34 protein-coding genes are annotated in these 25,271 nt (G+C 42.6%); 26 read left to right on the top strand and 8 right to left on the bottom strand.

The features are described 5' to 3' along the window. Positions 1-256: 256 nt before the first annotated feature. The 7 genes from ACFBZI_RS02595 to ACFBZI_RS02565 form a co-directional block, all read right to left on the bottom strand. Entirely contained in the window at positions 257-907 is a 651-nt protein-coding gene (locus tag ACFBZI_RS02595; RefSeq protein ID WP_375714894.1) for an OmpA/MotB family protein, read from the bottom strand. Then, positions 897-2,660, bottom strand: coding sequence for a hypothetical protein (locus tag ACFBZI_RS02590; RefSeq protein WP_375714893.1), 1,764 nt, complete (start codon positions 2,658-2,660; stop codon positions 897-899). Before ACFBZI_RS02590 ends, ACFBZI_RS02595 begins: the two co-directional genes overlap by 11 nt. Continuing rightward, positions 2,660-3,958: a hypothetical protein gene (locus ACFBZI_RS02585; protein WP_375714892.1), complete on the bottom strand. Its 1,299-nt coding sequence runs from the start codon at positions 3,956-3,958 to the stop codon at positions 2,660-2,662. The genes ACFBZI_RS02590 and ACFBZI_RS02585 overlap by 1 nt, the downstream gene beginning before the upstream one ends. A 23-nt stretch (positions 3,959-3,981) precedes the next feature. Further along, positions 3,982-5,025, bottom strand: coding sequence for an ATP-binding protein (locus ACFBZI_RS02580; protein WP_375714891.1), 1,044 nt, complete (start codon positions 5,023-5,025; stop codon positions 3,982-3,984). Between the two features lie 39 nt (positions 5,026-5,064). After that, entirely contained in the window at positions 5,065-5,958 is an 894-nt protein-coding gene (locus ACFBZI_RS02575) for a helix-turn-helix transcriptional regulator (RefSeq protein ID WP_375714890.1), read from the bottom strand. A 347-nt stretch (positions 5,959-6,305) separates the two neighbouring features. Further along, positions 6,306-7,316, bottom strand: a complete 1,011-nt coding sequence (locus ACFBZI_RS02570) for an adenosine kinase (RefSeq protein ID WP_375714889.1) — start codon at positions 7,314-7,316, stop codon at positions 6,306-6,308. Between the two features lie 147 nt (positions 7,317-7,463). Then, positions 7,464-7,913 carry a universal stress protein gene (locus ACFBZI_RS02565; protein ID WP_375714888.1) on the bottom strand — a complete coding sequence of 150 codons (450 nt, stop codon included), beginning with the start codon at positions 7,911-7,913 and terminating at the stop codon, positions 7,464-7,466. A 388-nt stretch (positions 7,914-8,301) separates the two neighbouring features. Between ACFBZI_RS02565 and ACFBZI_RS02560 the strand changes: the two genes are divergently transcribed. Further along, positions 8,302-11,268 carry an insulinase family protein gene (locus ACFBZI_RS02560; RefSeq protein WP_375714887.1) on the top strand — a complete coding sequence of 989 codons (2,967 nt, stop codon included), beginning with the start codon at positions 8,302-8,304 and terminating at the stop codon, positions 11,266-11,268. Positions 11,269-11,480: 212 nt separating this feature from the next. Here the strand turns inward: ACFBZI_RS02560 and ACFBZI_RS02555 are convergent, their stop codons facing one another. Continuing rightward, the gene (locus ACFBZI_RS02555) at positions 11,481-12,704 is read right to left on the bottom strand and encodes a BaiN/RdsA family NAD(P)/FAD-dependent oxidoreductase (RefSeq protein WP_375714886.1); all 1,224 of its coding nucleotides are present in this window, start codon (positions 12,702-12,704) and stop codon (positions 11,481-11,483) included. A 175-nt stretch (positions 12,705-12,879) separates the two neighbouring features. Here ACFBZI_RS02555 and pgsA point away from each other — a divergent pair, with 175 nt between their 5' ends. The 25 genes from pgsA to rpsM all read left to right on the top strand — a co-directional run bounded on the left by pgsA (position 12,880) and on the right by rpsM (position 25,262). Further along, a complete protein-coding gene (gene pgsA, locus ACFBZI_RS02550) occupies positions 12,880-13,536 on the top strand; it encodes a CDP-diacylglycerol--glycerol-3-phosphate 3-phosphatidyltransferase (RefSeq protein WP_375714885.1) in 657 nt (218 codons plus the stop codon). 471 nt (positions 13,537-14,007) lie between these two features. After that, positions 14,008-14,319 carry a 30S ribosomal protein S10 gene (gene rpsJ / locus ACFBZI_RS02545; protein ID WP_003656991.1) on the top strand — a complete coding sequence of 104 codons (312 nt, stop codon included), beginning with the start codon at positions 14,008-14,010 and terminating at the stop codon, positions 14,317-14,319. A 52-nt stretch (positions 14,320-14,371) separates the two neighbouring features. Then, positions 14,372-15,013: a 50S ribosomal protein L3 gene (rplC, locus tag ACFBZI_RS02540; protein ID WP_375714884.1), complete on the top strand. Its 642-nt coding sequence runs from the start codon at positions 14,372-14,374 to the stop codon at positions 15,011-15,013. A gap of 14 nt (positions 15,014-15,027) precedes the next feature. Then, positions 15,028-15,630 (top strand): 50S ribosomal protein L4, encoded by a 603-nt coding sequence (gene rplD / locus ACFBZI_RS02535; RefSeq protein ID WP_375714883.1) that lies wholly within the window; start codon positions 15,028-15,030, stop codon positions 15,628-15,630. After that, positions 15,627-15,956 carry a 50S ribosomal protein L23 gene (rplW, locus tag ACFBZI_RS02530; protein ID WP_375714882.1) on the top strand — a complete coding sequence of 110 codons (330 nt, stop codon included), beginning with the start codon at positions 15,627-15,629 and terminating at the stop codon, positions 15,954-15,956. The genes rplD and rplW overlap by 4 nt, the downstream gene beginning before the upstream one ends. An 11-nt stretch (positions 15,957-15,967) precedes the next feature. Beyond that, positions 15,968-16,795 (top strand): 50S ribosomal protein L2, encoded by an 828-nt coding sequence (gene rplB, locus ACFBZI_RS02525; RefSeq protein ID WP_375714881.1) that lies wholly within the window; start codon positions 15,968-15,970, stop codon positions 16,793-16,795. Between the two features lie 12 nt (positions 16,796-16,807). Beyond that, the gene (rpsS, locus tag ACFBZI_RS02520; protein ID WP_375714880.1) at positions 16,808-17,083 is read left to right on the top strand and encodes a 30S ribosomal protein S19; all 276 of its coding nucleotides are present in this window, start codon (positions 16,808-16,810) and stop codon (positions 17,081-17,083) included. Between the two features lie 9 nt (positions 17,084-17,092). Beyond that, positions 17,093-17,422, top strand: coding sequence for a 50S ribosomal protein L22 (gene rplV, locus ACFBZI_RS02515; protein ID WP_375714879.1), 330 nt, complete (start codon positions 17,093-17,095; stop codon positions 17,420-17,422). A 2-nt stretch (positions 17,423-17,424) separates the two neighbouring features. Continuing rightward, on the top strand, positions 17,425-18,147 hold the full coding sequence (gene rpsC / locus ACFBZI_RS02510) for a 30S ribosomal protein S3 (protein WP_375714878.1): 723 nt from the start codon (positions 17,425-17,427) through the stop codon (positions 18,145-18,147). 3 nt (positions 18,148-18,150) lie between these two features. Then, positions 18,151-18,564, top strand: a complete 414-nt coding sequence (gene rplP, locus ACFBZI_RS02505) for a 50S ribosomal protein L16 (protein ID WP_064603324.1) — start codon at positions 18,151-18,153, stop codon at positions 18,562-18,564. Next, complete coding sequence (gene rpmC / locus ACFBZI_RS02500) at positions 18,564-18,761, top strand: 50S ribosomal protein L29 (protein WP_078254907.1); 198 nt, start codon at positions 18,564-18,566, stop codon at positions 18,759-18,761. Before rplP ends, rpmC begins: the two co-directional genes overlap by 1 nt. After that, complete coding sequence (gene rpsQ, locus ACFBZI_RS02495; protein ID WP_375714877.1) at positions 18,758-19,030, top strand: 30S ribosomal protein S17; 273 nt, start codon at positions 18,758-18,760, stop codon at positions 19,028-19,030. Before rpmC ends, rpsQ begins: the two co-directional genes overlap by 4 nt. Positions 19,031-19,138: 108 nt before the next feature. Next, the gene (gene rplN / locus ACFBZI_RS02490) at positions 19,139-19,507 is read left to right on the top strand and encodes a 50S ribosomal protein L14 (RefSeq protein ID WP_049236821.1); all 369 of its coding nucleotides are present in this window, start codon (positions 19,139-19,141) and stop codon (positions 19,505-19,507) included. 17 nt (positions 19,508-19,524) lie between these two features. Then, positions 19,525-19,842, top strand: coding sequence for a 50S ribosomal protein L24 (gene rplX, locus ACFBZI_RS02485; protein WP_076555643.1), 318 nt, complete (start codon positions 19,525-19,527; stop codon positions 19,840-19,842). 20 nt (positions 19,843-19,862) lie between these two features. Further along, entirely contained in the window at positions 19,863-20,399 is a 537-nt protein-coding gene (gene rplE / locus ACFBZI_RS02480; protein WP_375714876.1) for a 50S ribosomal protein L5, read from the top strand. An 11-nt stretch (positions 20,400-20,410) separates the two neighbouring features. After that, a complete protein-coding gene (gene rpsN, locus ACFBZI_RS02475) occupies positions 20,411-20,716 on the top strand; it encodes a 30S ribosomal protein S14 (RefSeq protein WP_375714875.1) in 306 nt (101 codons plus the stop codon). Between the two features lie 14 nt (positions 20,717-20,730). Further along, positions 20,731-21,129 (top strand): 30S ribosomal protein S8, encoded by a 399-nt coding sequence (gene rpsH / locus ACFBZI_RS02470; protein ID WP_375714874.1) that lies wholly within the window; start codon positions 20,731-20,733, stop codon positions 21,127-21,129. A gap of 138 nt (positions 21,130-21,267) precedes the next feature. Next, the gene (rplF, locus tag ACFBZI_RS02465; protein WP_375714873.1) at positions 21,268-21,801 is read left to right on the top strand and encodes a 50S ribosomal protein L6; all 534 of its coding nucleotides are present in this window, start codon (positions 21,268-21,270) and stop codon (positions 21,799-21,801) included. Positions 21,802-21,814: 13 nt separating this feature from the next. Then, on the top strand, positions 21,815-22,165 hold the full coding sequence (gene rplR / locus ACFBZI_RS02460) for a 50S ribosomal protein L18 (protein WP_375714872.1): 351 nt from the start codon (positions 21,815-21,817) through the stop codon (positions 22,163-22,165). Positions 22,166-22,167: 2 nt separating this feature from the next. Next, positions 22,168-22,665 carry a 30S ribosomal protein S5 gene (rpsE, locus tag ACFBZI_RS02455; protein ID WP_375714871.1) on the top strand — a complete coding sequence of 166 codons (498 nt, stop codon included), beginning with the start codon at positions 22,168-22,170 and terminating at the stop codon, positions 22,663-22,665. Positions 22,666-22,683: 18 nt separating this feature from the next. Beyond that, complete coding sequence (gene rpmD / locus ACFBZI_RS02450; RefSeq protein WP_076555649.1) at positions 22,684-22,863, top strand: 50S ribosomal protein L30; 180 nt, start codon at positions 22,684-22,686, stop codon at positions 22,861-22,863. Then, positions 22,863-23,303: a 50S ribosomal protein L15 gene (gene rplO / locus ACFBZI_RS02445; protein WP_375714870.1), complete on the top strand. Its 441-nt coding sequence runs from the start codon at positions 22,863-22,865 to the stop codon at positions 23,301-23,303. The genes rpmD and rplO overlap by 1 nt, the downstream gene beginning before the upstream one ends. A 3-nt stretch (positions 23,304-23,306) precedes the next feature. Continuing rightward, a complete protein-coding gene (gene secY, locus ACFBZI_RS02440) occupies positions 23,307-24,635 on the top strand; it encodes a preprotein translocase subunit SecY (protein ID WP_375714869.1) in 1,329 nt (442 codons plus the stop codon). A 23-nt stretch (positions 24,636-24,658) separates the two neighbouring features. Beyond that, the gene (rpmJ, locus tag ACFBZI_RS02435; protein WP_049236838.1) at positions 24,659-24,775 is read left to right on the top strand and encodes a 50S ribosomal protein L36; all 117 of its coding nucleotides are present in this window, start codon (positions 24,659-24,661) and stop codon (positions 24,773-24,775) included. Positions 24,776-24,905: 130 nt separating this feature from the next. After that, positions 24,906-25,262, top strand: a complete 357-nt coding sequence (rpsM, locus tag ACFBZI_RS02430) for a 30S ribosomal protein S13 (protein ID WP_375714868.1) — start codon at positions 24,906-24,908, stop codon at positions 25,260-25,262. Positions 25,263-25,271: the final 9 nt, after the last annotated feature.

Below are 25,271 nucleotides of genomic sequence, written 5' to 3'. Positions count from 1 at the left end.
ATCCTAAAATAGCTAAAAATACACGGATTCTCTGGCAATATGAAATACTGCCAGAGAATCTTCACTAGATAAGTTTAAATTTGGCAACCTTGATTCACCAAGTAAAAATACATTAAAACTCATAAGCCAACAAATTTATCACCCATGTTTGCTATGATTGTTGTTTTTAAGCCAACTAGCAGCGTGTGAATTTGTAAGCAAAAGCTATTGAATTATCTTGATTGTTTATGATAATTTTCAATTTTATCTAATATGCCTATTTTTGGTTAGATTTATTAATAACAAATCGAATTTCAACTCGTCTATTTCTAGAATCGATGCTTGGAATGTTGGGTAATAACCTAGAATCCCCATAGCCTGCAACAATAATTTTCTTTGCTTCTTTTTCCGTTAGGTTGCCAATAATTAACTTTCTAGCTTCTCTTGCTCTGGCAGCGGATAAAGTATAATTATCATCATATACCGTACAATATTTCTCAAAATTTGTAACAGGTACAGATACAGGGTCGCTGTCAGTATAACCTTCAACAAAAATCTCGTGGTTGGGTGCATTTTTTAGATGCTCAATCACCTTATCTTCAATACTTGATAAGGCGGTTTGGGCAAGAGGTGTGATGCAAGCACTCCCTTTTTCAAATACGCCATCTTTCAGAATAATCCTTGAATCTGCCATATTGAAATCCACGAGTTCAGAAGCCCCTTGTTCAGAAATGGATTGCTTGAGATTTGATAACATCTCGGTCATTTTCTTTTGCTGGGCAAAATCACCTTGTTGCATTTCTTGTTGGTGTTTAAATTCAGAATAGGTTTTTTGTAAAACTGATACAACCAATAAAAGCATTACAATAGCCATTACGCCTGACATCAGATCAGAAATAGAAACCCATTCATTTGGTTTATCTTTCATTCAATTTCTCACTAATTTGTTGCAGTGCAGAAACCAAGTCTGCAATTCGATCTAATGTTGTATTATAACGTTTGTCTAATGACGTCATTGATCTGTTACTGGCGGATACAGCTGCAAGTCCGCTTGTAATATCGCCGCTGAGTTTATCTACCAGATTTGTCATTTTGATAACATGTTCATTTAAATTATCACTTGTTGCAACAAATACTAGCTGAGCATTTTTTTGCAAATCCATGGATTTATTAATTGTATTGCTGACATTTGTCATCGTATCGTCTACTGATTTAGATAATTGCTTTACTGCTTGTGAAATATCAGTGGTTGCACGCTCTAAGTTTTTTGACATTTCGACCATATTCTGTTTGAAGCTTTTGTTCATATCGCCAATGGTTGCATTGAGATTCCGAGTCATTTTATCCATATTTGCAACAAAGCTCTGATCCATCTTGCTGATAGTCTCGCCCAAATCGTTTTTCATTTGGGACATTAACTTGTCCATTTCATCTGCAAGAGAATCGATTACTGTTTGGAGTTTGGTTGCCGAATCTCCTATGTCTTTTGCTGAATCCCCCATATCTTTTGCAGCTTGAGACATGCCACCCGCCGATTCTTTAAGGCTGTCAATGGTTTTTAAGCTTTCATTGACAAACTTATCCATCGCATTTCGAGTTTTTTCACTCTCTTGAGCGGTTTTTTCCAAGAATGCACTGTTTTTATCCACTGCTTCAATAATGCACTCCTGCGAAGCTTGGATTGAGTTGCAGATTTCTTGGGTTAATTCTTTTAGGCTCTCTTGATTGTCTTTTGAATGCTCTAGCTGCTGAGAAAGCAATTTGGCAAACGAACTGTCAATAGTGCCAGAAATTACCTTTGCCATTGTATTGGTAGTTTCTTTAAATTCAGTATGTTGCTGATCTAATAATGTTATTTGTTTACTTGAAATTCTTTCAAGTAATTGCGTATTATTTTGACTAATTTTCGCCTGATTGTCTAATAGCTGATTAAATAGCCCATTTAATGAGTCTCGCAATACTTTATGAGCTAAATTATTTGCTTCTTGAGTGGCGGTGCTTGTTTTAGATTGTTGCTCAATAACACCACTTAACAAGTTTTCGTTTGATTTACGGTTCTCTTCTTGAGATTTTTCCAATTTCTCGGTCAGTTTGGAAATAGAAATAAGCAAATCTTCTTGTCTTTTTTCTAATGATGAGAGATATTCTTGGCGACTATTTTCTAAAATAGACTTAACTTTGATTGATGTCCAGGTTAATCTTCTTTCATCATAATTATTTCTTGCTGAAATAAATTTTAATAATAGAAATGCAATCAATCCCCAAGTTGATGTTTTAAATTTAGTACCAAGTCCCTCCATCATTTGCATCAGTTGCCCCATAGAGCCATCAACATTATTCATATCGGCACTACTTAGGATATTTGATGCTTTGTCTAGTGCCAATCCTAGACCGATAAATGTACCCAATAGACCTACAATCAAAATAATCCCCGGCATTGCGTCCGCTACATATTCTGATTTAGAAGCTATATTTTGACTCAGCTCAGACAGACTTCCTTTCTCTATATCTAATTTTTTAGATACCCAATTTCTCTCCCAATTTTCTTGATTGGCATTTTTATATAAATTTACAACTGTAAAAACAAATAAAAATAAAATAATCAGAAAAAACACCACAGGTAGAATTTCTAACTTTCCTGAATAAGGACTTAAAAAATAAATAATATCTAAGCTAAACATTATGCCACCTCAATTTCATCAATCGTTTCTTCTGTTCGTCTTTGGCTATCTTTGGCAAATACATTGGCGAAATCAGAAATCAGAGATTGTTGTTCTTTAGTCAAGCTGCCCCATGGGTGATTATTCTCGACGCAGTCAATTAGCAACATTCCTACTTCGGAACTTTCTTCAAGAACCCATTCTCTATCTTCGTCTATCCATTGCTCTTCGGTCTTTTCCAATACTTGCAAGAAACCTTCAGATGCATAAACATAATTTTGCATTGCTCTATTTTGGGCTTCTTGATCCTCTAAAAGCGCACTTAGATTTTGAACCTCATTGGTTAAGTCATTCAAACGAATTGTTTCATTCTGCGAAAGCCCTTCAATTTTTTGTTTGACTTGAAGTTGTCTAAGTGCATGTTTTAATTTAGCAATTTTAGCATTCAAATTGTCCCATTTTTCCTCCATATCATTTAATCTGACATTCCAAGAAAAAATCAATTCTTCAAAAACAAATGGTAATAGTGTTTTACCATTGCAACGGTGTTGAATCAGTCTATCCAATCTCATTCCTTCGTCTGATGTTAAGTATGGTTTTTTTTCTAATAATTTGTTGCCCATTTCAATTAAAAATACATCATCGTCAGAAATTTCACTTAATTCTTGAGCCTTAGACAGATGTCTTTCGGTGATTTTTAATAATTTTTGCGTAGCTCTTAAACGCAAATAATGTTCAAAATTATTTGAATTGCTTGTCTCAAAACTATCTAAAGCATCTTTGATACGAGTCTTGACCAAAATATACTCATTAATCAATTGAGCAAAACGAATTGAAAGGCGTTGTTCTTCTGTTTTCATCAGGCTCATCGCTTTATTTAAATCTCTCTGGCGTTTAATCGCCTCCTCCTCTTCTTTTTCGTTAAAGAATGATTCTTTAACAGTTCTGAGGTTTTTCAATGCCCATTCTATCGCCTCACTTATTTTCTTAACCACATCATTATCACCAGCTGTATGCAGCCACTCTAATCCTTTCGCAAATGCATCTCCGACCGTTTTTGCCCAAGGAAAATAAACACTGGCAGCAGTAGCAGCAGTTTTTATTGCTTCTGCAGCAGGTTTTAAATAAGGTTTTACAGCGTTATATACTGTTTTCACAGCACCAACAATCTTTCCACCTGATTCCACTGCTGTATCAACAACTGCTCTAGCAACCTTTTTGGCGCCCTCCCAAACCGAAGATGCAGCACTTTTGACGCCTTCCCACGTTGCAGATGCTACACTTTTAACACCATCACAAAGACTACTGAAGAATCCCATTTTTTACTCCTATATTTAATAAATTACTCTGAAACACCTAATAACGATCTTGCTACATTCATTTCCTCAGAAGTTTCAGTGCGAGAACGACGACCATGACTACTTGCTACTTCTTTTTTTGCAAGTTTTACTTGAGAGATGACCGCTTGTAATTGCTCTAAGGTTACTTTCGGTTCTACCCGTGCTTTTTCGGCTTCTAGTAATGCTTTAGGTAATACTAAACGCATACAAGTACGTATTTCTCTACCTGAAAACCCTTCGGTTAATTCTGCAATATTGGTAATAATTTGTTCTCTTTCTCCTTCTAGTGGAATTTGTTCAACTAACATCCTTTGCCATAATGCTTTACGGTTTTCCGAATCAGGTAAATCAAAATGAATGTGATGGCTAATACGGCTACGGAATGCTTCATCATAATTTTTGGCAAAATTAGTAGCAAAAATCGCAATACCATCAAATTTTTCTAATTCAATTAATAAGGTTGAACGCATTGAATTAACTTCATTATCGATCCCTTGAGTAACGGATGATAAACGTTTCCCTAATAATGTATCAGCTTCATCAAAAAATAGTACTGCCCCATTTTCTGTTGCTTTTTGAAACACCCTTTGAATATTCTTTGATGTTTCCCCCATAAATTTACTTTCTAATTCAGCAATCCCTAATTTAATAATAGGTAAATTTAAACTTCCTGCAAATGCTTCTGCTGTCAGCGTTTTACCTGTACCTGGATCGCCATAAAAATTTAGTATAACGGAACGACCTTGTTTATCTACAGAAGCAAAATTCCATTCTTCATAGATGATTTTATGAAATCGTAATTTTGCCATTCCTTCTTCAAGTTGGGTTCTGGTCGATGCCGAAAGTATTACATCATTTAATGTTACCTGTGGTGTAGTAATGTCCACTGAAATTGTAGGTTGTTTACGATTATTTTCCATAGGTGATTTTTCTTCTATATCCTCTTTAAGTGAATTATCTTTTAAATATTTTTTAGTCTCAGCTAAAACCTGCTTAGATATTTCATCTAATGTTTGTTGTTCTTTACCTTTTGATTTTGAAAACATATTTGCTCCAATTAAATATTGTGAATAATAATTCGTTTTTTAATATTGTTTTGCTATATATTCTTGAATTTCCTCCACCATTTTCCCCTGCAACCCCTGTGGGCTGATAATGGTTAAATGCGGGATCCAGTATTGCACCAATGGCACAATATCTAATTCATTCACGTTTTCGCACGCCAGTAATAATCCGCCGTCATCTAATTTATGTAGTAACTTTTGGTTAGGTAACAAATTACGCCGTAGAAAATATGGGGTCGCAAAGGGGGCGACTTGAATAATGACTTCACTAATTTGATTACCGTGGGAAATACTGTCATTTTTGCTAATTTCTTCGATAAACTGTTTATTTGGCTCAAACGTTTCATTCAGGGTTCTTAACATTGAAATTTGCGTGAAGCAGAATGTTTTTTGTTTATCGTTATCTGTGCCGATTAAATACCAAATGCCGTTTTTATTGATTAAGCTATAAGGGGCGATTTGATAAAATTTAGCCGTGTTTGTCTGATTTTTAATATATTTGAAATGCACATAATGGTGCTGTTGAATTGCTTCTTGTAGTTGCTTAAATGCTTTATCTAAATGGCTAATATCTTCGTATTGAATGCCTTTTACTTGCACGCTACGGGTGAGCTGTTCTTGATAAAACTCGCGGTCAATTTTCGGAAAAAGATCGGCAATACTGGCAAAGCGGGCGAAGCGTTGAATATCTTGCTCATTTAAAATACCCAGATGAGTTAGGTTGAGTTTGTAGTAACGAGGTCCGTACTCTTCCCATTCCAAAAAGGTAAAACGATCCCTGATGTCACGCTGAACAGTGCGAGCTGAAACAGAAAAATATTCGCTCAGCTGATAAATATCAACTCGATTTCCTTTGTTTAACAATTTTAGCAATTCGCCCAAACGCTCTGCCAGCTTAGTTGTTTTTGAAACCATTGTCCTCATTGCCTTACGACCACCAATTTTTAGCTACTTTACCATAGAGGATTGACAGGTTGTGTCAATTAACCAAAGGTTTTAAAACCCCACTGCCAAAAATGCTAAATTTAGACTTATTAAAGTATGGTATAATTTCCATAAATAAAAGTCAATGCTCTCGAATTGCTGCTAAAAAACGCAATAAAATGGTTTATATATTATTAAGTTATTTTAATATTTTTAAATACATTGCATTAAGGCAGGGCTGATACATTACAAAAACAATCCCATAATGGTTTTCAAACATCATTATGGGATTAAATTTATCTAACTTTACTATATGATGTGACTTATCAAAAAGCAGATTATAAAACAGACCCTTTAATCGCCTGATAATCAGCAACCGTCAGACGGGGGCCAAACTGGCTGACGATGGCGGAAGCGACCGCCGCCGCCAATTTGCCGCAGCTTGGCAAATCCAAGCCCTGTGATAAGCCGTACAAGAAAGCACCAGCGTAGTTATCGCCAGCACCGTTGGTGTCGATGACTTGGCTGACGGCAACGCTTTCAACTTGGTATTCTTCGATGCCGTTATCACCACGGCAGGCGATGGCGGTTGGCTTGTCTGAATTGGTGATGACCACCAGCTCGCTGTATTTTAGCAGGGCATTGACAGGGTCGGCATCGCCATCAGCATTGGCAAATAAGCTGGCTTCTTCTAGGTTGCAAAATACCGCATCGACGCCACGATTTAGCATCGCTTGTAATCCGTCTTTGGCGAATTTGACCACCGCAGGATCGGCAAAGCTCACGGCGATTTTGGCACCTGCTTGGCGGGCGGTGTGGTGCAGCTGCTCAAGTGCATCGGCAACACTTGGCGACATGGCAAGATAGCCTTCCAAATACAACCATTTGGCACCGTTTAGGGTGTCGAATTTGACATTGTCGGCATTGATTTGGCTGCTGGCTCCTAGGTGCGTCTGCATGGTGCGTTCGCCATCTGGCGTAACCAGCACCACGCATGAGCCAGTCGTACCATCGGTTTGGACGGCAAAATCGGCACTGGTCTGCACGCCAGAATTTGCCAAATCTGCCAAATAAAAATCGCCCATATCATCACCACCAACACGGCAATGATAAAACGCCGTACCGCCCAAGGATGCAAAGGCAACCATACTGTTGGCCGCCGAGCCGCCACCTGCTTGCTTGGCAGGTGTGTTGCCTTGTTCGCTTAATTTGGCAAATAGGGCATTTTGGGTGTCGGTGTCGGCAAGGGTCATATTGCCCAGTGTCAGCCCAGTGTCGGCCAGTGCTGCATCAGATAGGGTAAATTCGGTATCTACCAAGGCATTACCGATGGCAACGATGTCATACATAGTGATATCTCTTAATGGTTAAAATAAAAATAAATTCAATAAATTCAATGCGTTAAAATCAAATTCACCAAAAAATCGCAAGCCGTCCACTTGGCATAAAATGATTTTATGCAAAATAGACGACTTGGGACGATGGTAAGCAGCGGATTAGTCGGCAGCCAGTTGTACCACCAACAAATCACTGTCCACATCAGGCAAAATGCTGTCAGCGGTTGCCCCAGCAATCCACGCCGACAGTCCAGTGCGTTTGTGGCGACCAATCACCACCAAATCTACCGCCTGCGACTGGCAATAATCCACGATGCCCTTGCGTCCAGAGATGGCGGTTTTGATATTGACATGATGGGCTTGCAAATGATTGCGTGCCAAAACTTCAGCAAGGCGGATTCGTGCTTTTTGGCAACGCTCATCATCGATTTGCTCATGCAGGGCAGACGCTGGAATCAGCTCATAGCCAAAGCCCAGCATGGTCTCTTCAACAATATGCAAAACCGACAGCTGTGCTTGCGGCTCGGCGTCCAAAATCCATTTTGCTTTTTTGGCGACCAAATCGGTGTCGTCTTTTAGATCGGTAACCAGTAGTACATGCTGATACATCATCGACTCCTTATCGTGTTAGCGTGCAAAAAATCGGATAAACCGCCTTGGCTTAGTATATGCTTAGTATATCAAAACTTATCTAAGATTTCAGCCATTATTATGCTGTTTGTTATGCCGTTTGTTCAAGGCTTTGTTGGATTTTGTAGAAATTTTGCAAAAATCAGGCAAATCTTATCAAAGCATTGGGTTTTTGGATAAATCTTTGTGGTGAAATGGGGTGAAAATGGGGCAAATTTTGAAAATATCGCCATCAATTATGATAAAATAGCACGGTTTGGCAGGGTAGATTTTGGGCAATTTTGGATAGTTTTGACCACCATTTGCCTGCCTAATTAATCCATTCTTTATAAAATTATCTAAATTTTACAAAAAGTAGGAATAATAAATGACAACCACTTTACATGACAGCTTTGAGCTTGTCGAGAGCCGAAGCATTGACGCTTTGGGCATCACGGTGCTGACTTCACGCCACCGTGCCACTGGTGCGATGCACTATCACTTGGCGTGTGATAATCAAGAAAATGCCTTGATGATTGGCTTTGCGACTCAGCCGATGACTTCTCGTGGCGAAGCACACATTTTGGAGCATGTGGTGCTTTGCGGTTCAGAAAAATACCCTGTGCGAGATCCGTTTTTTAGCATGGTGAAGCGTTCTTTGAATACCTTTATGAATGCGATGACGGCAAGTGATTGGACGGTTTATCCGTTTGCCAGTCAAAATAAAAAGGACTTTTTTAATCTGCTGTCGGTGTACATGGACGCCGTGTTTTTCCCAAACATTCACCCGCTGGATTTTGCCCAAGAAGGTATCCGTATCGAGCTTGACGAGCATGATAAGCCTGAATACCACGGCATCGTTTTTAATGAGATGAAAGGGGCGATGAGTAGCGAGCTTGAGCAGCTGTATTATGCCTTGGTGCCGCACCTGTTCCCAACGACCACTTACCATTATAATTCTGGCGGTAATCCTGCTGACATTCCCAAGCTAAACCACGCCGATTTGGTGGCGTTTCATCAGACGCACTACCACCCAAGCAATGCCATTATCATGAGTTTTGGCGACATTGCCGTCGGTGAAATCCAAGCCAAATTGCACAACGACGCCTTGGCACGATTTGATGACAATCAAAAAGCCGCCAAAGGCAAAAAATTCACTTCCATCAAAGAGCAAGACCTGACCGCACCAGTGGCGGTACAGGACACTTATAGTGCCGATACCGATGATAAGAACATGACCCATCATGTGCTGGCGTGGCTGCTGCCGACCATCACCGACCCACGCTTGCGTCTGTCGCTGCGTCTGATGGAAGGGGTGCTGATTGAGCATAGTGGTTCGCCACTGCGAGCGTACCTTGAGAGCCACCCACTGGCGAGCGCACCAAGTCCGCTTTTGGGCTTGGACGATAGCCATTACCACATGGCGTTTTATGCTGGATTGCGTGGCTCAGAAGTGGAGTATGCCCAAGCGGTTGAGCAGGGGATTTTGGATTTGTTGCGTGATGTTGCTAATAATCCAATCTCAGACGAAGTTATCCAAACCGTGCTGCATCAGATCGAGATTGACCAACGGCACATTGGTGGCGATAGCATGCCGTATGGGCTGACTTTGATGCTTGAAGGCTTTAGCACGGCAATCCATGGTGGCAATCCGCTCGATGTTTGGCAAATTGACGAGCATTTGGCATGGCTAAAACAGCAGGCACAGCAGCCAAATTGGGTGCAGAATTTGATTAAGACGCATCTGATTGACAATCCGCATCGTGTGCGTCTGACCATGTCGCCAGACACCCAAAAAGCCGCTCGTTTGCTGGCGGACGAAAAGGCAGCACTGGCACAGCTAGACAGCACTTTAAGCGATGATGAGCGAGCAAAAATCCGCCAGCAGATGGCAGATTTGCAAGCACGCCAAGCCACGCCAGATGATGTGGACTTGTTGCCAAAGGTTGGTCTTGATGATGTGCCAAGCGATGTCGCCTTCACGCATGGCACGCAGACGACGCTGACAACCAGCCATGGCACTTATCCTGTGCATCTGTACCACACTGGCACCAACGGCTTGTATTATTATCAGCTGATTACACCGCTTGACGACAAGGTGGCAAATCAGGTGATGAATAATCCGCTGTTGCCTTTATATCTGACATTATTGTCCGAAGTTGGCACGACAAATTATGACGCCAGAGCATTTCAGGCGGTGCAGGCGTCGCACTCGTCTGGAGTAACGGCACGCATCAGCCAACGCACCGATTTACACGATGCCGATGCCATGAGCAGTTATTTTGTGCTGGCGACTCGAGCATTGAACCGTAAACCTGAAGCGATTGGCTTGGTTAGTGAAGTATTAAATCATTCTATCTTTAGCGAATCTGACCGCATTCGTGAATTATTACAACAAAAACAAAGCAGCTGGCAATCACGCTTGGCAGGGGCAGGGCATGCTTATGCCATGCAGACGGCATCACGCCGCATGAGTCGGCAGGCACGCACCGAATACGCTTATTCAGGTTTGCCAGCCTTGGCAGCACTCAAGTCATTTTTGAATACCGCCCAAAACGACCCAGCATTATGGACGACACTGGGTCAGCGATTGACGGATTTGCATCACACTTTGATTGGCTTGCCAAAGCAAATTTTACTGGTTTGTGAGCCGCATGCCAGCGATGATTTGCTGGGCGAGATTGCCAAGCAGCTTGATGCTCAAGTAAATCAAAATACAGACAATCCATCGACAGATACTTTGGTATTTGATGAGTTGAATCACATCAATGGCGATGATGGCGATATGGCGTGGCTGATTTCGACCAATGTCTATCACAACGCCGCCGCCTATCCTGCGACCACTTCAGGGCATGACGACACGCCAGCGTTGATGGTGTTAGCACCGTTTTTGCGTAATGGCTACCTGCATGGGGCGATCCGTGAAAAAGGCGGTGCGTACGGCGGCGGTGCCAGCTTTGATAGTAATGCTGGGGCGTTTAGATTTTATAGTTATCGTGATCCAAACTGTGAGCAGACTTTTGCCCATTTTACCAAAAGCATCGACTGGCTTTTGGATAACGAACACGATCCAGAGCAGCTGACCGAAGCGATTTTGGGCATCATTGCTGGCATGGATAAGCCGGGTTCGCCAGCAGGTGAAGCGGTCAAATGCTGCATGAGCGAGCTGCACAATCGTGATAAAGCATGGCAGCAGCAAATGCGTGCCAAAATCCTAGCCGTCACTTTGGACGATCTAAAGCGTGTGGCACGCACTTACCTAAAAGACAAACCGCACGACAGAGCGACCCTAGCACCGATGGAGCAAGAAAACACCGTGCGTCATCTGGGATTTGTGGTCAAAAAACTGGCTTGATTTGGTCAATGATGGTTGATGATTGGTAAGTTTATTATGACAATCAATCAAGTTAAACCAATAAAACCAAGCCAATACAATCAAGCCAATAAAAATAGGGCGAATTTTTTGCCCTATTTTATTTTAACAATGCTTTTAAAATCGTTAAAACTGTTAAAGCATTAAAAGCATTTAAGCACAATCATTCAAGCAAAATCATGCAAGCGATAGTCTTAAGACCAACGCATACCAACACTTTCGGCGCAAGCATAGCCGCTTGCCCATGCCCACGCAAAATTATAACCGCCCAGCCAGCCAGTCACATCAAGCACTTCACCGATAAAATACAGGTTGTTTTGCAGGCGTGATTCCATGGTTTTGCTTGAGACATCACGAGTATCGACACCGCCACGAGTCACTTCAGCGACTCGGTAGCCTTCGGTGCCGCTGGGCTTGATATGCCAAGCGTTGAGCATTGAGCCGACTTGACGCAGGTCATCATCTTTGATGTTGGCAAGTTCGGTGTCTTTGTACGCTTGCCACAGATAAGCTTCAAAGGCGGCGATGAGTTTTTTGGGCAAAATGCCTGCCAATGCCGTTCTGAGCAGTTTTTTGGGCGATTGCCGTTTGGTATTGAGCAGATATTGGCTGGCGTCCAAGTTTGGCAGTAGGTTAATGCTGATACGCTCGCCGACTTGCCAATAATTAGACAGCTGCAACATGGCAGGGCCAGACAGCCCACGATGGGTAAATAGCAGCGGCAGGCGAAATTGGATTTTGTCATTATAAGCGATGACATCGATAGCAACACCTGCCAAAGATTTGATCATCTCACCAATTTTATCGGTAAAAGTAAATGGCACTAACGCTGCTTCGGTAGGGACGATCTGATGACCAAATTGCGTGGCGACTTGATAGCCAAAGCCACTTGCTCCAAGTGTCGGAATGGACAATCCGCCTGTGGCAACGATGAGTGCGGTGCTGCTGATGACATCGCTTGTGGCGTCTTTTTTATGCCGTGTATGAATGGCAAAACCCGTCTTAGTCGCATGGATTTGCTCAATTTGGGTCAGCAGGCGAATCTCAACGCCAGCCGTTTGGCATTCATCGATAAGCATATTGACAATGTCTTTGGCACTATGATCACAAAATAGCTGCCCATGCTCACGCTCATGATGGGCAATGTTGTGGCGCTTGACCAGATTGATAAAATCATCGCTACCATATTTGGCCAAGGCGGATTTGACAAAATGCGGATTTTGGCTAATAAAATGCTGCGGTTCAACTTGCCGATTGATAAAGTTACAATAGCCGCCCCCTGACATCAAAATCTTTTTGCCAGCTTTATTGGCATGATCAATGACCAGCACCGATTTGCCAAAATTTGCCAAATTAAAGGCACAAAATAACCCTGACGCACCAGCACCGATAATCACGGCATCAACAACTGTACTCACAAAATACTCACTTTGGCCAAAGAGCCATCAAATCATCAAAATGCGGTTATGGTAGCATTTTTGTGGCACAAAAGCACGGTTTGTTGTGCGATGCGTATGACAAAATCCAAATAAAAGCAATGGAAAATTTTGCCAAAATTGGGTATCATAGGGCAAATTTATCCGGATAAGATATATGAGCCTTAAATCCGAGCAGCCCAATCAGCCAACATCGGTATTTAATCTGCCCAATAACCTGACCATTGCCCGCATTGCCATGATTCCTTTGTTTGTGGCGATTGCTTACTGGCCGCCAGCATTGGGCATTGGTGTGGCTGCCATTCCTAACAATGCCATTGCTCGCTTGGGTATGCTTGATTACAGCGATAGCATGCTGCGGCACTTGCTTTTGACTTTGGTGTTTATTTTGGCAGCAATCACCGATTGGCTTGATGGTTATTTGGCACGCCGCATGAACATGACTTCGGCATTTGGGCGGTTTTTGGATCCTGTGGCGGATAAATTGATGGTGGCGGTGGCATTGATTATTTTGGTACAGTGGCACCCAAACATCGTCATGGCGACATCTGCAATGGTGATTATTTCACGAGAAATTGCCGTGTCGGCACTGCGAGAATGGATGGCAGAATTGGGGGCTCGCACCAGCGTGGCGGTGTCTTATGTCGGCAAGCTTAAGACTGCTTTTCAGATGATTGCCATCACGGTGCTGCTGCTTAACTGGCAGTCGCTTGAGATGGTCGGTTATGTGCTGATGGTGATTGCGGTGATTTTGACTTTGTGGTCAATGATGATTTATCTAAAAGCAGCATGGCCTTATCTAAAAAAACCATAAATCAAGCAAAAACGGCGATTTTTTAATTAATGGCTACCGATTTGGTGATTTGCTATGAGCTTGTATTGCCAAATTTTAATTGGTATGGTTTTTGTTAATATCATAAAAATGGCATAAAAATTCACGATAAAACCCAATAAATACCTTGCATTGGCGAATTTTTCGTGTATAATATGCAACATCATTTTATATTGCGTTGTGCTTTTTGCCGATAGGGCAAAGAGTTTACTTCAGAAATGAACCTTGTTCAAATAATCGCAAGTACTAAGACAACGCCACAGCCGAAGCATCGTTTTTGGCACTATTGAACAAACTCCCCTGCTGACTTGCGTATTTTTGCATAGGTTAGTAGGGATTGGATTATTTCGCTTTTAGATTTGTAAAGCGAATTTTAACGGTTTAACTGAAATCTGTTTTAACATAAAGATAGATGGAAGTTTGTAAAGCACTTAAAATTAGGAGCTTGTTGGCATGGCTAACCAGAGAATCCGTATCCGACTAAAATCGTTCGACCATCGTTTGATTGATCAGTCGGCACAAGAGATTGTCGATACTGCAAAGCGTACAGGTGCACAAGTTTGCGGTCCTGTACCGTTGCCGACTCGTATTGAGCGGTTCAACGTATTGACATCACCACACGTCAACAAAGACGCTCGTGACCAGTATGAAATTCGCACCCATAAGCGCATGATCGACATCGTACAGCCAACAGATAAAACTGTTGATGCATTGATGAAGCTAGATCTAGCGGCTGGTGTCGATGTTCAGATTGCTTTGGGCTAATGAACATCAGTTTGGTTTGAGCTATTAAACTATTAATATAAAGAGGTCTAAAATGGCGATTGGTTTAGTCGGTAAAAAATGCGGCATGACCCGAGTCTTCACTGAAGCAGGCGTTTCTATCCCTGTCACAGTGGTTGAGGTTGATGCCAACCGCATCTCGCAAATCAAAACAGTAGACACCGATGGCTATAATGCGATTCAAATCACTACAGGTGAGCGTCGTGACAGCCGTGTGACTGCTGCTCAAAAAGGACACTTCGCAAAAGCTGGCGTTGCTGCTGGTCGTGGTGTTTGGGAATTTCGCGCAGAAGAAAGCGATCTTGAAGGTCGTGAAATTGGTGGCAGCATTTCAGCTGCTGATGTCTTTGAAGTTGGTCAGTTGGTTGATGTGACTGGTCAAAGCAAGGGTAAAGGTTTTCAAGGTGGTGTGAAGCGTCACAACTTCCGCACCCAAGACGCAACTCACGGTAACTCTGTTTCTCACCGTGTATTGGGTTCAACAGGTCAAAACCAAACCCCAGGTCGTGTATTCAAAGGCAAAAAAATGCCAGGTCAAATGGGTAATAAGCGTGTTACTATTCAAGGCTTGGAAATTGTTTCTATTGACGCCGAAAAAGGTGTACTAGTCATCAAAGGTGCTATTCCAGGTGCCAATGGTGGTGACGTTATCGTACGTCCGTCAGTCAAAGCCTAGTAAAGGGGATTAACGTGAATTTAAAAACTGTTACAGGTGCGGCGGTTGAGCTTTCTGAAGTTACATTTGGTCGTGAGTTCAATGAAGCCTTGGTACACCAAGTAGTAACCGCTTATTTGGCAGGTGCTCGTCAAGGTACTCGTGCACAAAAAACTCGTGGCGAAGTTTCTGGCGGTGGCAAAAAGCCATGGCGTCAAAAGGGTACTGGTCGTGCCCGTGCTGGCTCAATTCGTAGCCCTATTTGGGTTGGCGGTGGTCGTGCATTCGCTGCTAAGCCACAAGATTGGTCACAAAAAGTAAACCGCAAAATGTATCGTGGTGCAATGCAGTGCATTTTGGCTGAGCTTGTTCGTCAAGAACGCTTGATTTTGGTTGATGAAATTTCTGTTTCAGCACCAAAAACCAAAGAGCTTATCGCCAAACTGGCTGACTTGAATGCTCCACGTGCATTGATCGTAACTCACGAAGTTGACGAAAACTTGTACTTGGCTGCACGCAATATCCCATATGTCAATGTATTGGGTACTCGTGAAGTTGATCCAGTAAGCTTGGTTTCATACGACAAAGTTATCATGTCAGTAGAAGCGGCTAAACAATTTGAGGAGACACTTGCATGAGCAACGCAAGACTATATCAGGTACTAAAAGCACCTGTATTTTCAGAAAAATCTCAGCGTCTAGGCGATTCTCTTGGTGTTCAGGTTTTTAAAGTCGATAGCAATGCCACTAAACGCGAAATCAAACAAGCTGTTGAGCTAATGTTTGAAGGTGTTGAAGTTGTGAAAGTAAACACACTAAACACCAAAGGTAAAACCAAGCGTTTTGGTCGTGTGGTTGGTAAGCGTTCTGACGTTAAAAAAGCGTATGTCACCCTAAAAGCTGGTTCAGACGTACAAATCGGTGCTGGTGAAGAAGCCACTGGCGAAACAGCGACTAACGAATAAGGATTCAAAAAATGCCTATCGTAAAAGCAAAACCTACATCACCAGGTCGTCGCTTTGTTGAGAAAGTAGTGCATCCACACCTTTATAAAGGTCGTCCATATGCACCGCTTGTCGAATCAAAAGCTAAAAATGGTGGTCGTAATAATAACGGTCGTATCACTACCCGTCATATCGGTGGTGGTCACAAGCAAAATTATCGCCTAATTGACTTTAAGCGTACTAAAGACGGTATCCCAGCGGTTGTTGAGCGTATCGAATACGATCCAAACCGTACTGCCCACATCGCATTGCTAAAATATGCAGATGGTGAGCGTCGTTATATCATCGCTCCAAAGAAATTGAGTGTTGGCGATCAAGTACAATCAGGTGAAGCAGCTCCAATCCGTCCAGGTAACTGCTTGCCACTAAAAAATATCCCTGTTGGTACTATCATTCACAACATCGAACTAAAAATTGGCAAAGGTGCACAAATCGCTCGTTCAGCAGGTGCAGCAGTTCAATTGCTAGGTCGTGATGGTGCTTATGTGATTGTTCGCTTGCGTTCAGGTGAAACTCGCCGTATCCACGCAAACTGCCGTGCGGTTATCGGTGAAGTATCAAACACTGAAAACAACCTAAAATCACTAGGTAAAGCAGGTGCAGCACGCTGGCGTGGTGTTCGTCCTACCGTTCGTGGTACTGCGATGAACCCGATTGACCACCCACACGGTGGTGGTGAAGGCCGTAACTTCGGTAAGCACCCAACTAGCCCATGGGGTCAGAAAGCTAAGGGTCTTAAGACTCGTTCTAACAAGCGTACTGACAGTATGATCATCCGTCGCCGTCGTGCCAAGAAATAAAGGAAAAGTTTCATGCCTCGTTCATTGAAAAAAGGTCCATTTATCGATGCGCATTTGTTTGCCAAGGTTGAAGACGCTCTAGAAAGCAACAGCCGCAAACCGATCAAAACTTGGTCACGTCGCTCGATGATTCTACCACAAATGGTAGGTCTAACCATCGCTGTTCACAACGGTCGCACTCATGTGCCAGTTATCGTTAGCGAGCAAATGGTTGGTCATAAACTAGGTGAATTCGCCCCGACTCGTTCATATCGTGGTCACGGCGTTGATAAGAAATCGAAGAGATAAGGTGCTACCATGGAAGTAACTGCAAAATTACGTGGTGCCGCCATTTCGGCACAAAAAGTAAGATTGGTTGCGGACGAAGTTCGTGGTAAGCCAATTGAGCGAGCTTTAGACATTCTTACCTTTAGCAACAAAAAAGGTGCTAAATTGGTTAAGAAATGCCTAAATTCAGCAATCGCAAACGCTGAACACAACAATGGTCTTGACATTGACAAATTGCGTGTCACCACCATTTATGTTGATGAAGGTATCACCTTGAAGCGTATTATGCCCCGTGCCAAGGGTCGTGCTGATCGCATCAGCAAGCGTACTTGTCATATCACTGTTAAAGTAGGGGAATAATTATGGGTCAAAAAGTACATCCAATTGGTATCCGTCTAGGTGTTATCAAAAAGCATAACGCTAACTGGTATGCAAGTCCAAAGCAATATTCAGAATATCTGCTAAATGACTTTCAAGTCCGTGCTTTCCTACGCAAAAAACTAGAAGGTGCAATGGTTAGCCATATCAATATCGAGCGTCCTACTGGTGCTGCAAAAATCACCATTCACAGTGCACGCCCAGGTGTGATCATTGGCAAAAAAGGCGAAGACATTGAAAGCCTACAAAAAGAACTGACCAAATTGATGGGTGTTCCTGCACAAGTGAACATTCAAGAGATTACTTCTCCTGATTTGGATGCTCGTCTGGTTGCAGAAGGCATCTCAAGCCAGTTGGAGCGTCGTGTAATGTTCCGCCGTGCTATGAAACGTGCTGTCCAAAACAGCATGCGTTCTGGTGCACAAGGCATCAAGGTTGAGCTTTCAGGTCGTCTAGGCGGTGCTGAGATTGCTCGTACCGAATGGTATCGTGAAGGCCGTGTGCCTTTGCACACATTGCGTGCTGATATTGATTATGCATCAGTTCGTGCTGAAACCACATACGGTACTATCGGTGTTAAAGTTTGGATTTTCCGCGGTGAAATTCTAGACGGCATGAATAGTGTTTACAACCCAGTTGTAGAAGACAAAGCACGCACACCAAAACGCCGTGGCCGTACTAACCGCCGCAACACAGACAGAGGTTAAGCTATGTTACAACCAAAACGTACCAAGTTTCGCAAAATGCACAAAGGGCGTAACACTGGACTTGCCCAACGTGGTAACACAGTTGCTTTTGGTGAAATTGGTCTAAAATCAATCGGTCGTGGTCGTATGACTGCTCGTCAAATTGAAGCTGCGCGTCGTACCATCACTCGTCGCATTAAGCGTGGCGGTAAAATCTGGATCCGTGTATTCCCAGACAAGCCAATTACCGAAAAACCATTGGAAGTTCGTATGGGTAAAGGTAAAGGTCCTGTTGAGTACTGGGTAGCAGAAATCAAGCCAGGCAAGATGCTTTATGAAATCCAAGGTGTTAGTGAAGAACTTGCTCGTGAAGCTTTGACGCTTGCAGCAGCAAAACTTCCATTCAAGACCACCATTGTTAAACGGACGATTATGTAATGAAAACCAACGAATTACGCGAAAAATCAGTAGAAGAGTTGGCTCAATTGCTTGACGAAAAGCAACTTGACGCATTTCGTCTGCGTATGGCAAAAGCTACGGGTCAGCTAGGCAATACTCATGAAATCAAAGCAAATCGTCGCACGATTGCCAAGATTCTAACTTTGATCAACGAAAAACAAAGAGGTGACGCATGAGCGAGAACACTCAAACTCAAGAAGTTGGCGTCGTAACTGGTAAAGTTATCAGCAACAAGATGGACAAATCGATTGTTGTATTGGTTGAACGCCAAATTCGTCACCCAATGTATGGTAAACAAGTTCGTCGTTCAACCAAGCTAAAAGCACACGACGAAAATAATGTTTGCCAAGAAGGTGATATCGTACGCATCAAAGAAACCCGTCCATTCTCAAAGACCAAAACTTGGGCTTTGGTAGATGTGGTTGAGGCTGCTGTAAAAATTTAAGTTATTTGCATTAAGAGCCATTTGCTAGTATAATTGCATTTTTAATGCAAGATTACCAAATTATTGGTAAATGGCTTTTATTGCTTTATTTATTATTGGAGTAATGCGATGATTCAGACTGAAACAATGCTGGAAGTTGCAGATAACAGTGGTGCAAGACGCGTTCAGTGCATTAAAGTACTGGGTGGTTCACATCGTCGTTATGCATCTGTTGGCGACATCATCAAAGTAACAGTGAAAGAAGCAATTCCCCGTGGCCGTGTGAAAAAAGGCGACGTGATGAATGCTGTTGTTGTTCGTACCAAAAAAGGCGTCCGTCGCCCAGATGGTTCAGTGCTTCGTTTTGACGACAATGCTGCGGTATTGTTGAATAACAACAAAGCACCGATTGCAACGCGTATTTTTGGACCTGTTACCCGCGAACTGCGTGGTGAGCAATTCATGAAAATTGTTTCACTTGCACCAGAAGTACTGTAATTGTTTAGAGGCTTATTATGGCAAAGTTACGTAAAGGCGACACCGTGGTTGTGATTGCTGGCAAAGACAAAGGCAAGCAAGGCACAATTTTGGCGGTGAAAGCAGACCGTGTAAAAGTTGAAGGCATTAACATTGTAACCAAACATCAAAAACCCAACCAAATGTTGGGCAAAGAAGGTGGCATTGTTAAGCAAGAAGCGTTTTTACATATTTCAAATGTTGCGATTTATAACGCAAAAACCCAAAAAGCAGATCGTATTGCTTACCAAGTGAACGCAGAAGGCAAAAAAGAGCGCATCTATCGTTCAACTGGTGAAGTAGTGGCGACTGCATAAGAGACTAAGGGTATATAGTAATGGCAAGATTAAAATCACTATACAATGACAAGCTAAAACAGCAAATCAAAGAAGAGCTGGGCTTAGAAAATGTCATGCAAGTGCCAAAAATCACCAAGATCACTCTGAACATGGGTGTTGGTGGTGCAGCACAAGATAAAAAACTACTAGAAGGTGCTTTGGCAGACATGACGGCAATCGCTGGTCAAAAACCTGTTGTAACAAAAGCACGCAAATCAGTTGCAGGATTCAAAATTCGTGAAGAATGGCCAATCGGCTGTAAAGTTACGCTGCGTGGCGAGCAAATGTACGAATTCTTAGATCGTCTAATTGCCATTGCAATTCCGCGTATCCGTGACTTCCGTGGTTTTTCTGCAAAAGCATTTGATGGTCGTGGCAACTATTCGCTAGGTATCAAAGAGCAGATCGTTTTTCCTGAAGTGGACTTTGATAAAATCGATCGTATCCGTGGCTTGGACGTGACTATCACGACAACTGCAGCAGACGATGATCAAGGTCGTGCATTGCTTAAAGCATTTGGCTTCCCATTCAGATAAGGTAAAACGTTATGGCTAAAAAGAGCATGATTAATCGCGAACTAAAACGCGAAAAAACAGTAGCTAAGTATGCGCAAAAGCGTGCAAAGCTAAAAGCTATCATTAGCGATATCAATGCTAGCGAAGAAGAGCGTCTAGATGCAATGTTGGCACTACAAGCTCTACCACGCAACGCATCACCAGTGCGTTTGCGCAACCGTTGCGGTCTAACTGGTCGTCCACACGGCTACTTCCGCAAATTTGGTCTATCACGTAATATGTTACGTATTCATGTTATGCAAGGCGATGTGCCTGGCGTTCGTAAAGCTAGCTGGTAATAAGGAGTTACGCTATGAGTATGCAAGATCCAGTTGCCGACATGCTAACTCGCATTCGCAACGCACAATCACGAAACAAACCATCTGTACAAATGCCAGCTTCTAAACTACGCAAATCAATCGCTGATTTGTTGGTTGCTGAAGGTTATTTGACTTCTGCTGAAGTGAGCGATGCTGACAATGGTAAAAAAGTATTGAACATTGAGTTGAAATACTATCAAGGCAAAGGCGTTATCGAGCAATTGAAGCGTTTTAGCCGTCCAGGTTTGCGTCAATACCGTGGTAAAGATGAATTGCCAAGCGTCAAAAAAGGTCTTGGTGTTGCTATCATCTCAACCAGTAAAGGTATTATGAGCGACCGTGCTGCTCGTGAAGCAGGTATCGGTGGCGAAGTCATCGCATTGGTTGCTTAATTAAGCAATCCACTGGAAAATTTAGATTTCTAGGTTTACTTCTAAATCTAAATATGTTAAACTAGCAGGCTTTAATGCCTGTTAGTTTTTTTGTTTGCTACCATTTTGGTAGTTTTAATTCATTTGAAGGAAATTCCTATGTCTCGTGTGGCTAAAGCCCCAGTAACACTGCCAGCTGGCACTAGTGTTACTTTGAACGATCGGCAGGTTGAAGTCAAAGGCAAAAACGGCACTTTGTCTTTGAGCCTGCATGGATTGGTCGAGCTAAAACAAGAAGATGGTGTTGTAACACTATCTCCAGTTGTAGACACCAAAGAAGCGTGGATGCATACTGGTACTGTGCGTGCTCTATTGAACAATATGGTTAAAGGTGTCAGCGAAGGTTTTGAGCGTCGCTTACAGCTTATCGGCGTTGGTTATCGTGCCCAAGTTGCTGGCAACAAAGTTAACCTAAGCCTAGGTTTCTCACACCCAATCGAATACACGCTACCAGAAGGTGTGTCGGCAGAAAGCCCAAGCCAAACTGAAATCGTTTTAAAATCAAGCGATAAGCAAAAACTTGGCCAAGCAGCTGCTAAAATTCGTAGCTTCCGTCCACCAGAGCCTTATAAAGGTAAAGGTGTTCGTTATAGCGATGAAGTTGTTCTTCGTAAAGAAGCTAAGAAAAAATAAAAGGTGAGCCATAATGTTTGATAAAAAAGCAGCTCGTCTTCGTCGAGCAAAGAAAACTCGTGCACATATCCGTCATCTAGGTATCAACCGTTTGACCGTAACACGCACTCCACGCCATATTTATGCACAAATCATCTCACCTACTGGCGGTGTTGTTGTTGCTCAAGCATCAACACTTGATGCGACCTTGCGTTCAGGTGCCACAGGTAATGTTGAAGCAGCAAAAGCTGTTGGTGCATTAATCGCAGAGCGTGCAAAAGCAGCTGGTGTAACCAAAGTTGCATTTGACCGTAGTGGTTTTAAATATCATGGCCGCGTTAAAGCCTTGGCTGACGCTGCTCGCGAAAACGGATTGGAGTTCTAATCATGGCAAAAGTTGAACAAACTGACGGTTTGGTAGAAAAATTGGTTGCCGTTGACCGTGTAGCAAAAGTCGTTAAAGGTGGTCGCATCTTCTCTTTCACAGCATTGACTGTGGTTGGTGATGGCAATGGTCGTGTTGGTTTCGGTCGTGGTAAAGCCCGTGAAGTGCCAGCAGCGATTCAAAAAGCTTTGGAAGCGGCAAAACGCAATATGATCACTGTTGATTTGGCAGGTCATACTTTGCAGCACCCAATCAACGCACGCCACGGTGCATCAAAAGTATATATGCAACCAGCTTCTGAAGGTACTGGTGTTATTGCTGGTGGTGCGATGCGTGCAGTGCTTGAAGTTGCAGGCGTTCAAAACGTATTGGCAAAATGCTATGGCTCAACCAATGCAGCCAACGTTGTTCAAGCTACTTTTAAAGGTCTGCGTGATATGACTTCACCAGAACAAGTAGCAGCGAAGCGTGGCAAAACTGTTGAAGAAATTTTGGGCTAAGAAGATAGGTGAGTTACGATGAAAAAAATGAAAGTTACTCAAGTAAAATCGAGTGCCCATCGTTTAGCAAGCCATAAAGCTTGCCTAAAAGGTTTGGGACTTCGTCGCATCGGACATACTGTTGAAGTTGAAGATACTCCATCAACTCGTGGTATGGTAAATCGTGTGATCTACATGGTTAAAGTGGAGGAAGTGTAATGGGTCTTAAACTGAATGAGTTATCTCCAGCGCTAGGTGCTAAGAAAAAAGCACTTCGTCGTGGTCGTGGTATTGCTTCTGGCTTGGGTAAAACCGGTGGTCGTGGTATCAAAGGTCAAACTTCACGCTCTGGCTCTAGCATTCCTGCAGGTTTTGAAGGCGGTCAAATGCCAATCTACCGTCGTTTGCCAAAATTTGGTTTTACATCAAAAATGGCAATGACAACTGCAGAAGTACGCCTATCTGAGTTGAATAAAATCGAAGGTGATGTGGTTAGTGTTGAGACGCTAAAAGCTGCAAACATTATCCGTGGCGATATGAAGCGTGCTCGCATTATCCTTTCTGGTGAAGTAACTCGTGCTTTGGTATTCAAAGGCGTAAAAGTTACTAAAGGTGCAAAACAAGCAATCGAAGCTGCTGGTGGCAGCATCGAGGAGTAATCTATGTCAAAGCAGTCAGCATCTCAATCAGGTAGTTTTTTGAATCCATTGGCTTTTATTCGCAAGTATGATGAGCTTTGGAGTCGTATGCTGTTTTTGTTGGGAGCGTTGATTGTTTATCGACTTGGTTCGCACATTCCAGTACCGGGTATCAATCCGGTAACTTTGGCAGGGTTCTTCCAGAAAAATGGCAATACCTTTTTGGGTATGTTTAACATGTTTTCTGGAGGGGCGTTGCAGCGTATGTCCATCATGGCATTGGGTATTATGCCATACATTTCTGCATCGATTGTCGTGCAAATGATGTCTACAATTGTTCCGTCGTTAGAGGCACTCAAAAAAGAGGGTGAATCTGGCCGCAGAAAATTGAACAAATACACCAGACAAGGTGCATTGGCATTGGCATTCGTGCAGGCTGTTGGTATGTCCACTGGCTTGATTGCTGGCGGTTTGACGCTGACATCGGGCTTGAGTTTTTATATTCCTGCAGTAACTTCGTTGGTGGCAGGTTCGATGTTTTTGATGTGGCTGGGTGAGCAAATCACTGAGCGAGGTATTGGCAATGGCATTTCAATGCTGATTTTTGCCAGTATTATTGCCAGTGCACCAGGCATCATTTCTCAAGCCATTAGCCAGAATATGAACCTGATAGCCATGTTGCTATTTGCCGTTGTTGGCATCTCTGTGATTGCCGCCATTGTCTTCATTGAGCGTGCACAGCGTCGCATTCCAGTGAATTATGCCCAAAAACAGCAGCTGGGTCGTAAGCTATACGCACAGCAACAATCGCATTTGCCATTGAAGATTAACATGGCAGGGGTAATTCCAGCGATTTTTGCCAGTTCGTTGCTGCTTTTGCCAGCCAGCTTGAGTCAATGGACCACTTTTGATGAAAACCCAACACTGGGTCAAGAGATTTTGCAAAATATCTCACTGATATTGCAGCCTGGTAAACCGCTGTACTTGCTATTTTTTGGTGTGATGATTATCTTTTTCTGTTATTTTTATACAGCATTGATGTTCAATCCAAAAGAAGTGGCAGAGAACTTAAAGCGTAGCGGTGCTTACATACCGGGCATCAGACCAGGACAGCAAACCAAGCGTTACTTAGATTTTGTTTTGAATCGTCTGACATTTATTGGTTCGATGTACATGACGGTTATCTGCTTAATGCCAATGGTTGTACAAAATTCATTCCATGTATCAATCCCATTGGGCGGATCATCTTTATTGATTATGGTTGTTGTGTTGATGGACTTTATTGCCCAAATTCAAGCTCACTTGATGACACACCAATACCACGATCAAACATTAATTAAATCGCCTCGTTAAGGCAACTCTTTTAGGAGCGTGAAATGAAAGTTCAAGCATCTGTAAAAAAAATCTGTGGCAGCTGTAAAATTGTTCGTCGCAAGGGTAAAGTTCTTGTGATTTGCAGTGCAGAACCACGCCACAAACAACGTCAAGGTTAAGTTACAAATTAATACTTGATATTTCGCAGCGGATAATGTATTATCCGCTTCTTGCCACACTAGCAAATTTATTTGTTGGTGGTTAAACGTAGCAAATACAATCTGTACTTGCACTAATGGAGAGAAATCAATGGCTCGTATTGCCGGTGTAAACATTCCGGACAACAAACATGCTGTGATTTCGCTAACTTACATTTTTGGTATTGGTCGTACCACTGCTAAGCAAATTCTTGCTGCGGTTGGTATCAACGAAACTACCAAAATTGGTTCGTTAGATGATTCACAACTGGATGCTGTTCGTGCAGAAGTTGCAAACTACACAGTAGAAGGTGATCTTCGTCGTGAAGTTTCAATGAACATCAAGCGTTTGGTCGATCTTGGTTGCTATCGCGGTCTTCGTCATCGTCGTGGTCTGCCAGTTAATGGTCAACGCACAAAAACTAACGCGCGTACCCGCAAAGGTCCACGCAAAGCAATTAAAAAGTAACTAACTTAG

It is taken from the genome of Moraxella marmotae, assembly GCF_042219885.1.
Taxonomy (GTDB): Bacteria; Pseudomonadota; Gammaproteobacteria; order Pseudomonadales; family Moraxellaceae; genus Moraxella; species Moraxella marmotae.
Note: the sequence above shows the minus strand (reverse complement) of the source record. Positions and strands in the feature narration are given on the sequence as shown.

Bases quoted from the DNA above. Each gene is read 5' to 3' on its own strand.
- rpsS (WP_375714880.1), top strand. From the start codon at position 16,808: ATGCCTCGTTCATTGAAAAAAGGTCCATTTATCGATGCGCATTTGTTT.
- rplB (WP_375714881.1), top strand. From the start codon at position 15,968: ATGCCTATCGTAAAAGCAAAACCTACATCACCAGGTCGTCGCTTTGTT.
- rpsC (WP_375714878.1), top strand. From the start codon at position 17,425: ATGGGTCAAAAAGTACATCCAATTGGTATCCGTCTAGGTGTTATCAAA.
- ACFBZI_RS02585 (WP_375714892.1), bottom strand. From the start codon at position 3,958: ATGGGATTCTTCAGTAGTCTTTGTGATGGTGTTAAAAGTGTAGCATCT.
- rplW (WP_375714882.1), top strand. From the start codon at position 15,627: ATGAGCAACGCAAGACTATATCAGGTACTAAAAGCACCTGTATTTTCA.
- rplN (WP_049236821.1), top strand. From the start codon at position 19,139: ATGATTCAGACTGAAACAATGCTGGAAGTTGCAGATAACAGTGGTGCA.
- ACFBZI_RS02590 (WP_375714893.1), bottom strand. From the start codon at position 2,660: ATGTTTAGCTTAGATATTATTTATTTTTTAAGTCCTTATTCAGGAAAG.
- ACFBZI_RS02575 (WP_375714890.1), bottom strand. From the start codon at position 5,958: ATGGTTTCAAAAACAACTAAGCTGGCAGAGCGTTTGGGCGAATTGCTA.
- rplE (WP_375714876.1), top strand. From the start codon at position 19,863: ATGGCAAGATTAAAATCACTATACAATGACAAGCTAAAACAGCAAATC.
- rplC (WP_375714884.1), top strand. From the start codon at position 14,372: ATGGCGATTGGTTTAGTCGGTAAAAAATGCGGCATGACCCGAGTCTTC.
- ACFBZI_RS02580 (WP_375714891.1), bottom strand. From the start codon at position 5,025: ATGTTTTCAAAATCAAAAGGTAAAGAACAACAAACATTAGATGAAATA.
- rpsN (WP_375714875.1), top strand. From the start codon at position 20,411: ATGGCTAAAAAGAGCATGATTAATCGCGAACTAAAACGCGAAAAAACA.
- rpsJ (WP_003656991.1), top strand. From the start codon at position 14,008: ATGGCTAACCAGAGAATCCGTATCCGACTAAAATCGTTCGACCATCGT.
- rplO (WP_375714870.1), top strand. From the start codon at position 22,863: ATGGGTCTTAAACTGAATGAGTTATCTCCAGCGCTAGGTGCTAAGAAA.
- rplP (WP_064603324.1), top strand. From the start codon at position 18,151: ATGTTACAACCAAAACGTACCAAGTTTCGCAAAATGCACAAAGGGCGT.
- rplX (WP_076555643.1), top strand. From the start codon at position 19,525: ATGGCAAAGTTACGTAAAGGCGACACCGTGGTTGTGATTGCTGGCAAA.
- ACFBZI_RS02565 (WP_375714888.1), bottom strand. From the start codon at position 7,913: ATGTATCAGCATGTACTACTGGTTACCGATCTAAAAGACGACACCGAT.
- rplV (WP_375714879.1), top strand. From the start codon at position 17,093: ATGGAAGTAACTGCAAAATTACGTGGTGCCGCCATTTCGGCACAAAAA.
- rplF (WP_375714873.1), top strand. From the start codon at position 21,268: ATGTCTCGTGTGGCTAAAGCCCCAGTAACACTGCCAGCTGGCACTAGT.
- pgsA (WP_375714885.1), top strand. From the start codon at position 12,880: ATGAGCCTTAAATCCGAGCAGCCCAATCAGCCAACATCGGTATTTAAT.
- secY (WP_375714869.1), top strand. From the start codon at position 23,307: ATGTCAAAGCAGTCAGCATCTCAATCAGGTAGTTTTTTGAATCCATTG.
- rplR (WP_375714872.1), top strand. From the start codon at position 21,815: ATGTTTGATAAAAAAGCAGCTCGTCTTCGTCGAGCAAAGAAAACTCGT.
- ACFBZI_RS02595 (WP_375714894.1), bottom strand. From the start codon at position 907: ATGAAAGATAAACCAAATGAATGGGTTTCTATTTCTGATCTGATGTCA.
- ACFBZI_RS02560 (WP_375714887.1), top strand. From the start codon at position 8,302: ATGACAACCACTTTACATGACAGCTTTGAGCTTGTCGAGAGCCGAAGC.
- rpmJ (WP_049236838.1), top strand. From the start codon at position 24,659: ATGAAAGTTCAAGCATCTGTAAAAAAAATCTGTGGCAGCTGTAAAATT.
- rpsH (WP_375714874.1), top strand. From the start codon at position 20,731: ATGAGTATGCAAGATCCAGTTGCCGACATGCTAACTCGCATTCGCAAC.
- rpmC (WP_078254907.1), top strand. From the start codon at position 18,564: ATGAAAACCAACGAATTACGCGAAAAATCAGTAGAAGAGTTGGCTCAA.
- ACFBZI_RS02570 (WP_375714889.1), bottom strand. From the start codon at position 7,316: ATGTATGACATCGTTGCCATCGGTAATGCCTTGGTAGATACCGAATTT.
- rpsM (WP_375714868.1), top strand. From the start codon at position 24,906: ATGGCTCGTATTGCCGGTGTAAACATTCCGGACAACAAACATGCTGTG.
- rpmD (WP_076555649.1), top strand. From the start codon at position 22,684: ATGAAAAAAATGAAAGTTACTCAAGTAAAATCGAGTGCCCATCGTTTA.
- rpsE (WP_375714871.1), top strand. From the start codon at position 22,168: ATGGCAAAAGTTGAACAAACTGACGGTTTGGTAGAAAAATTGGTTGCC.
- rpsQ (WP_375714877.1), top strand. From the start codon at position 18,758: ATGAGCGAGAACACTCAAACTCAAGAAGTTGGCGTCGTAACTGGTAAA.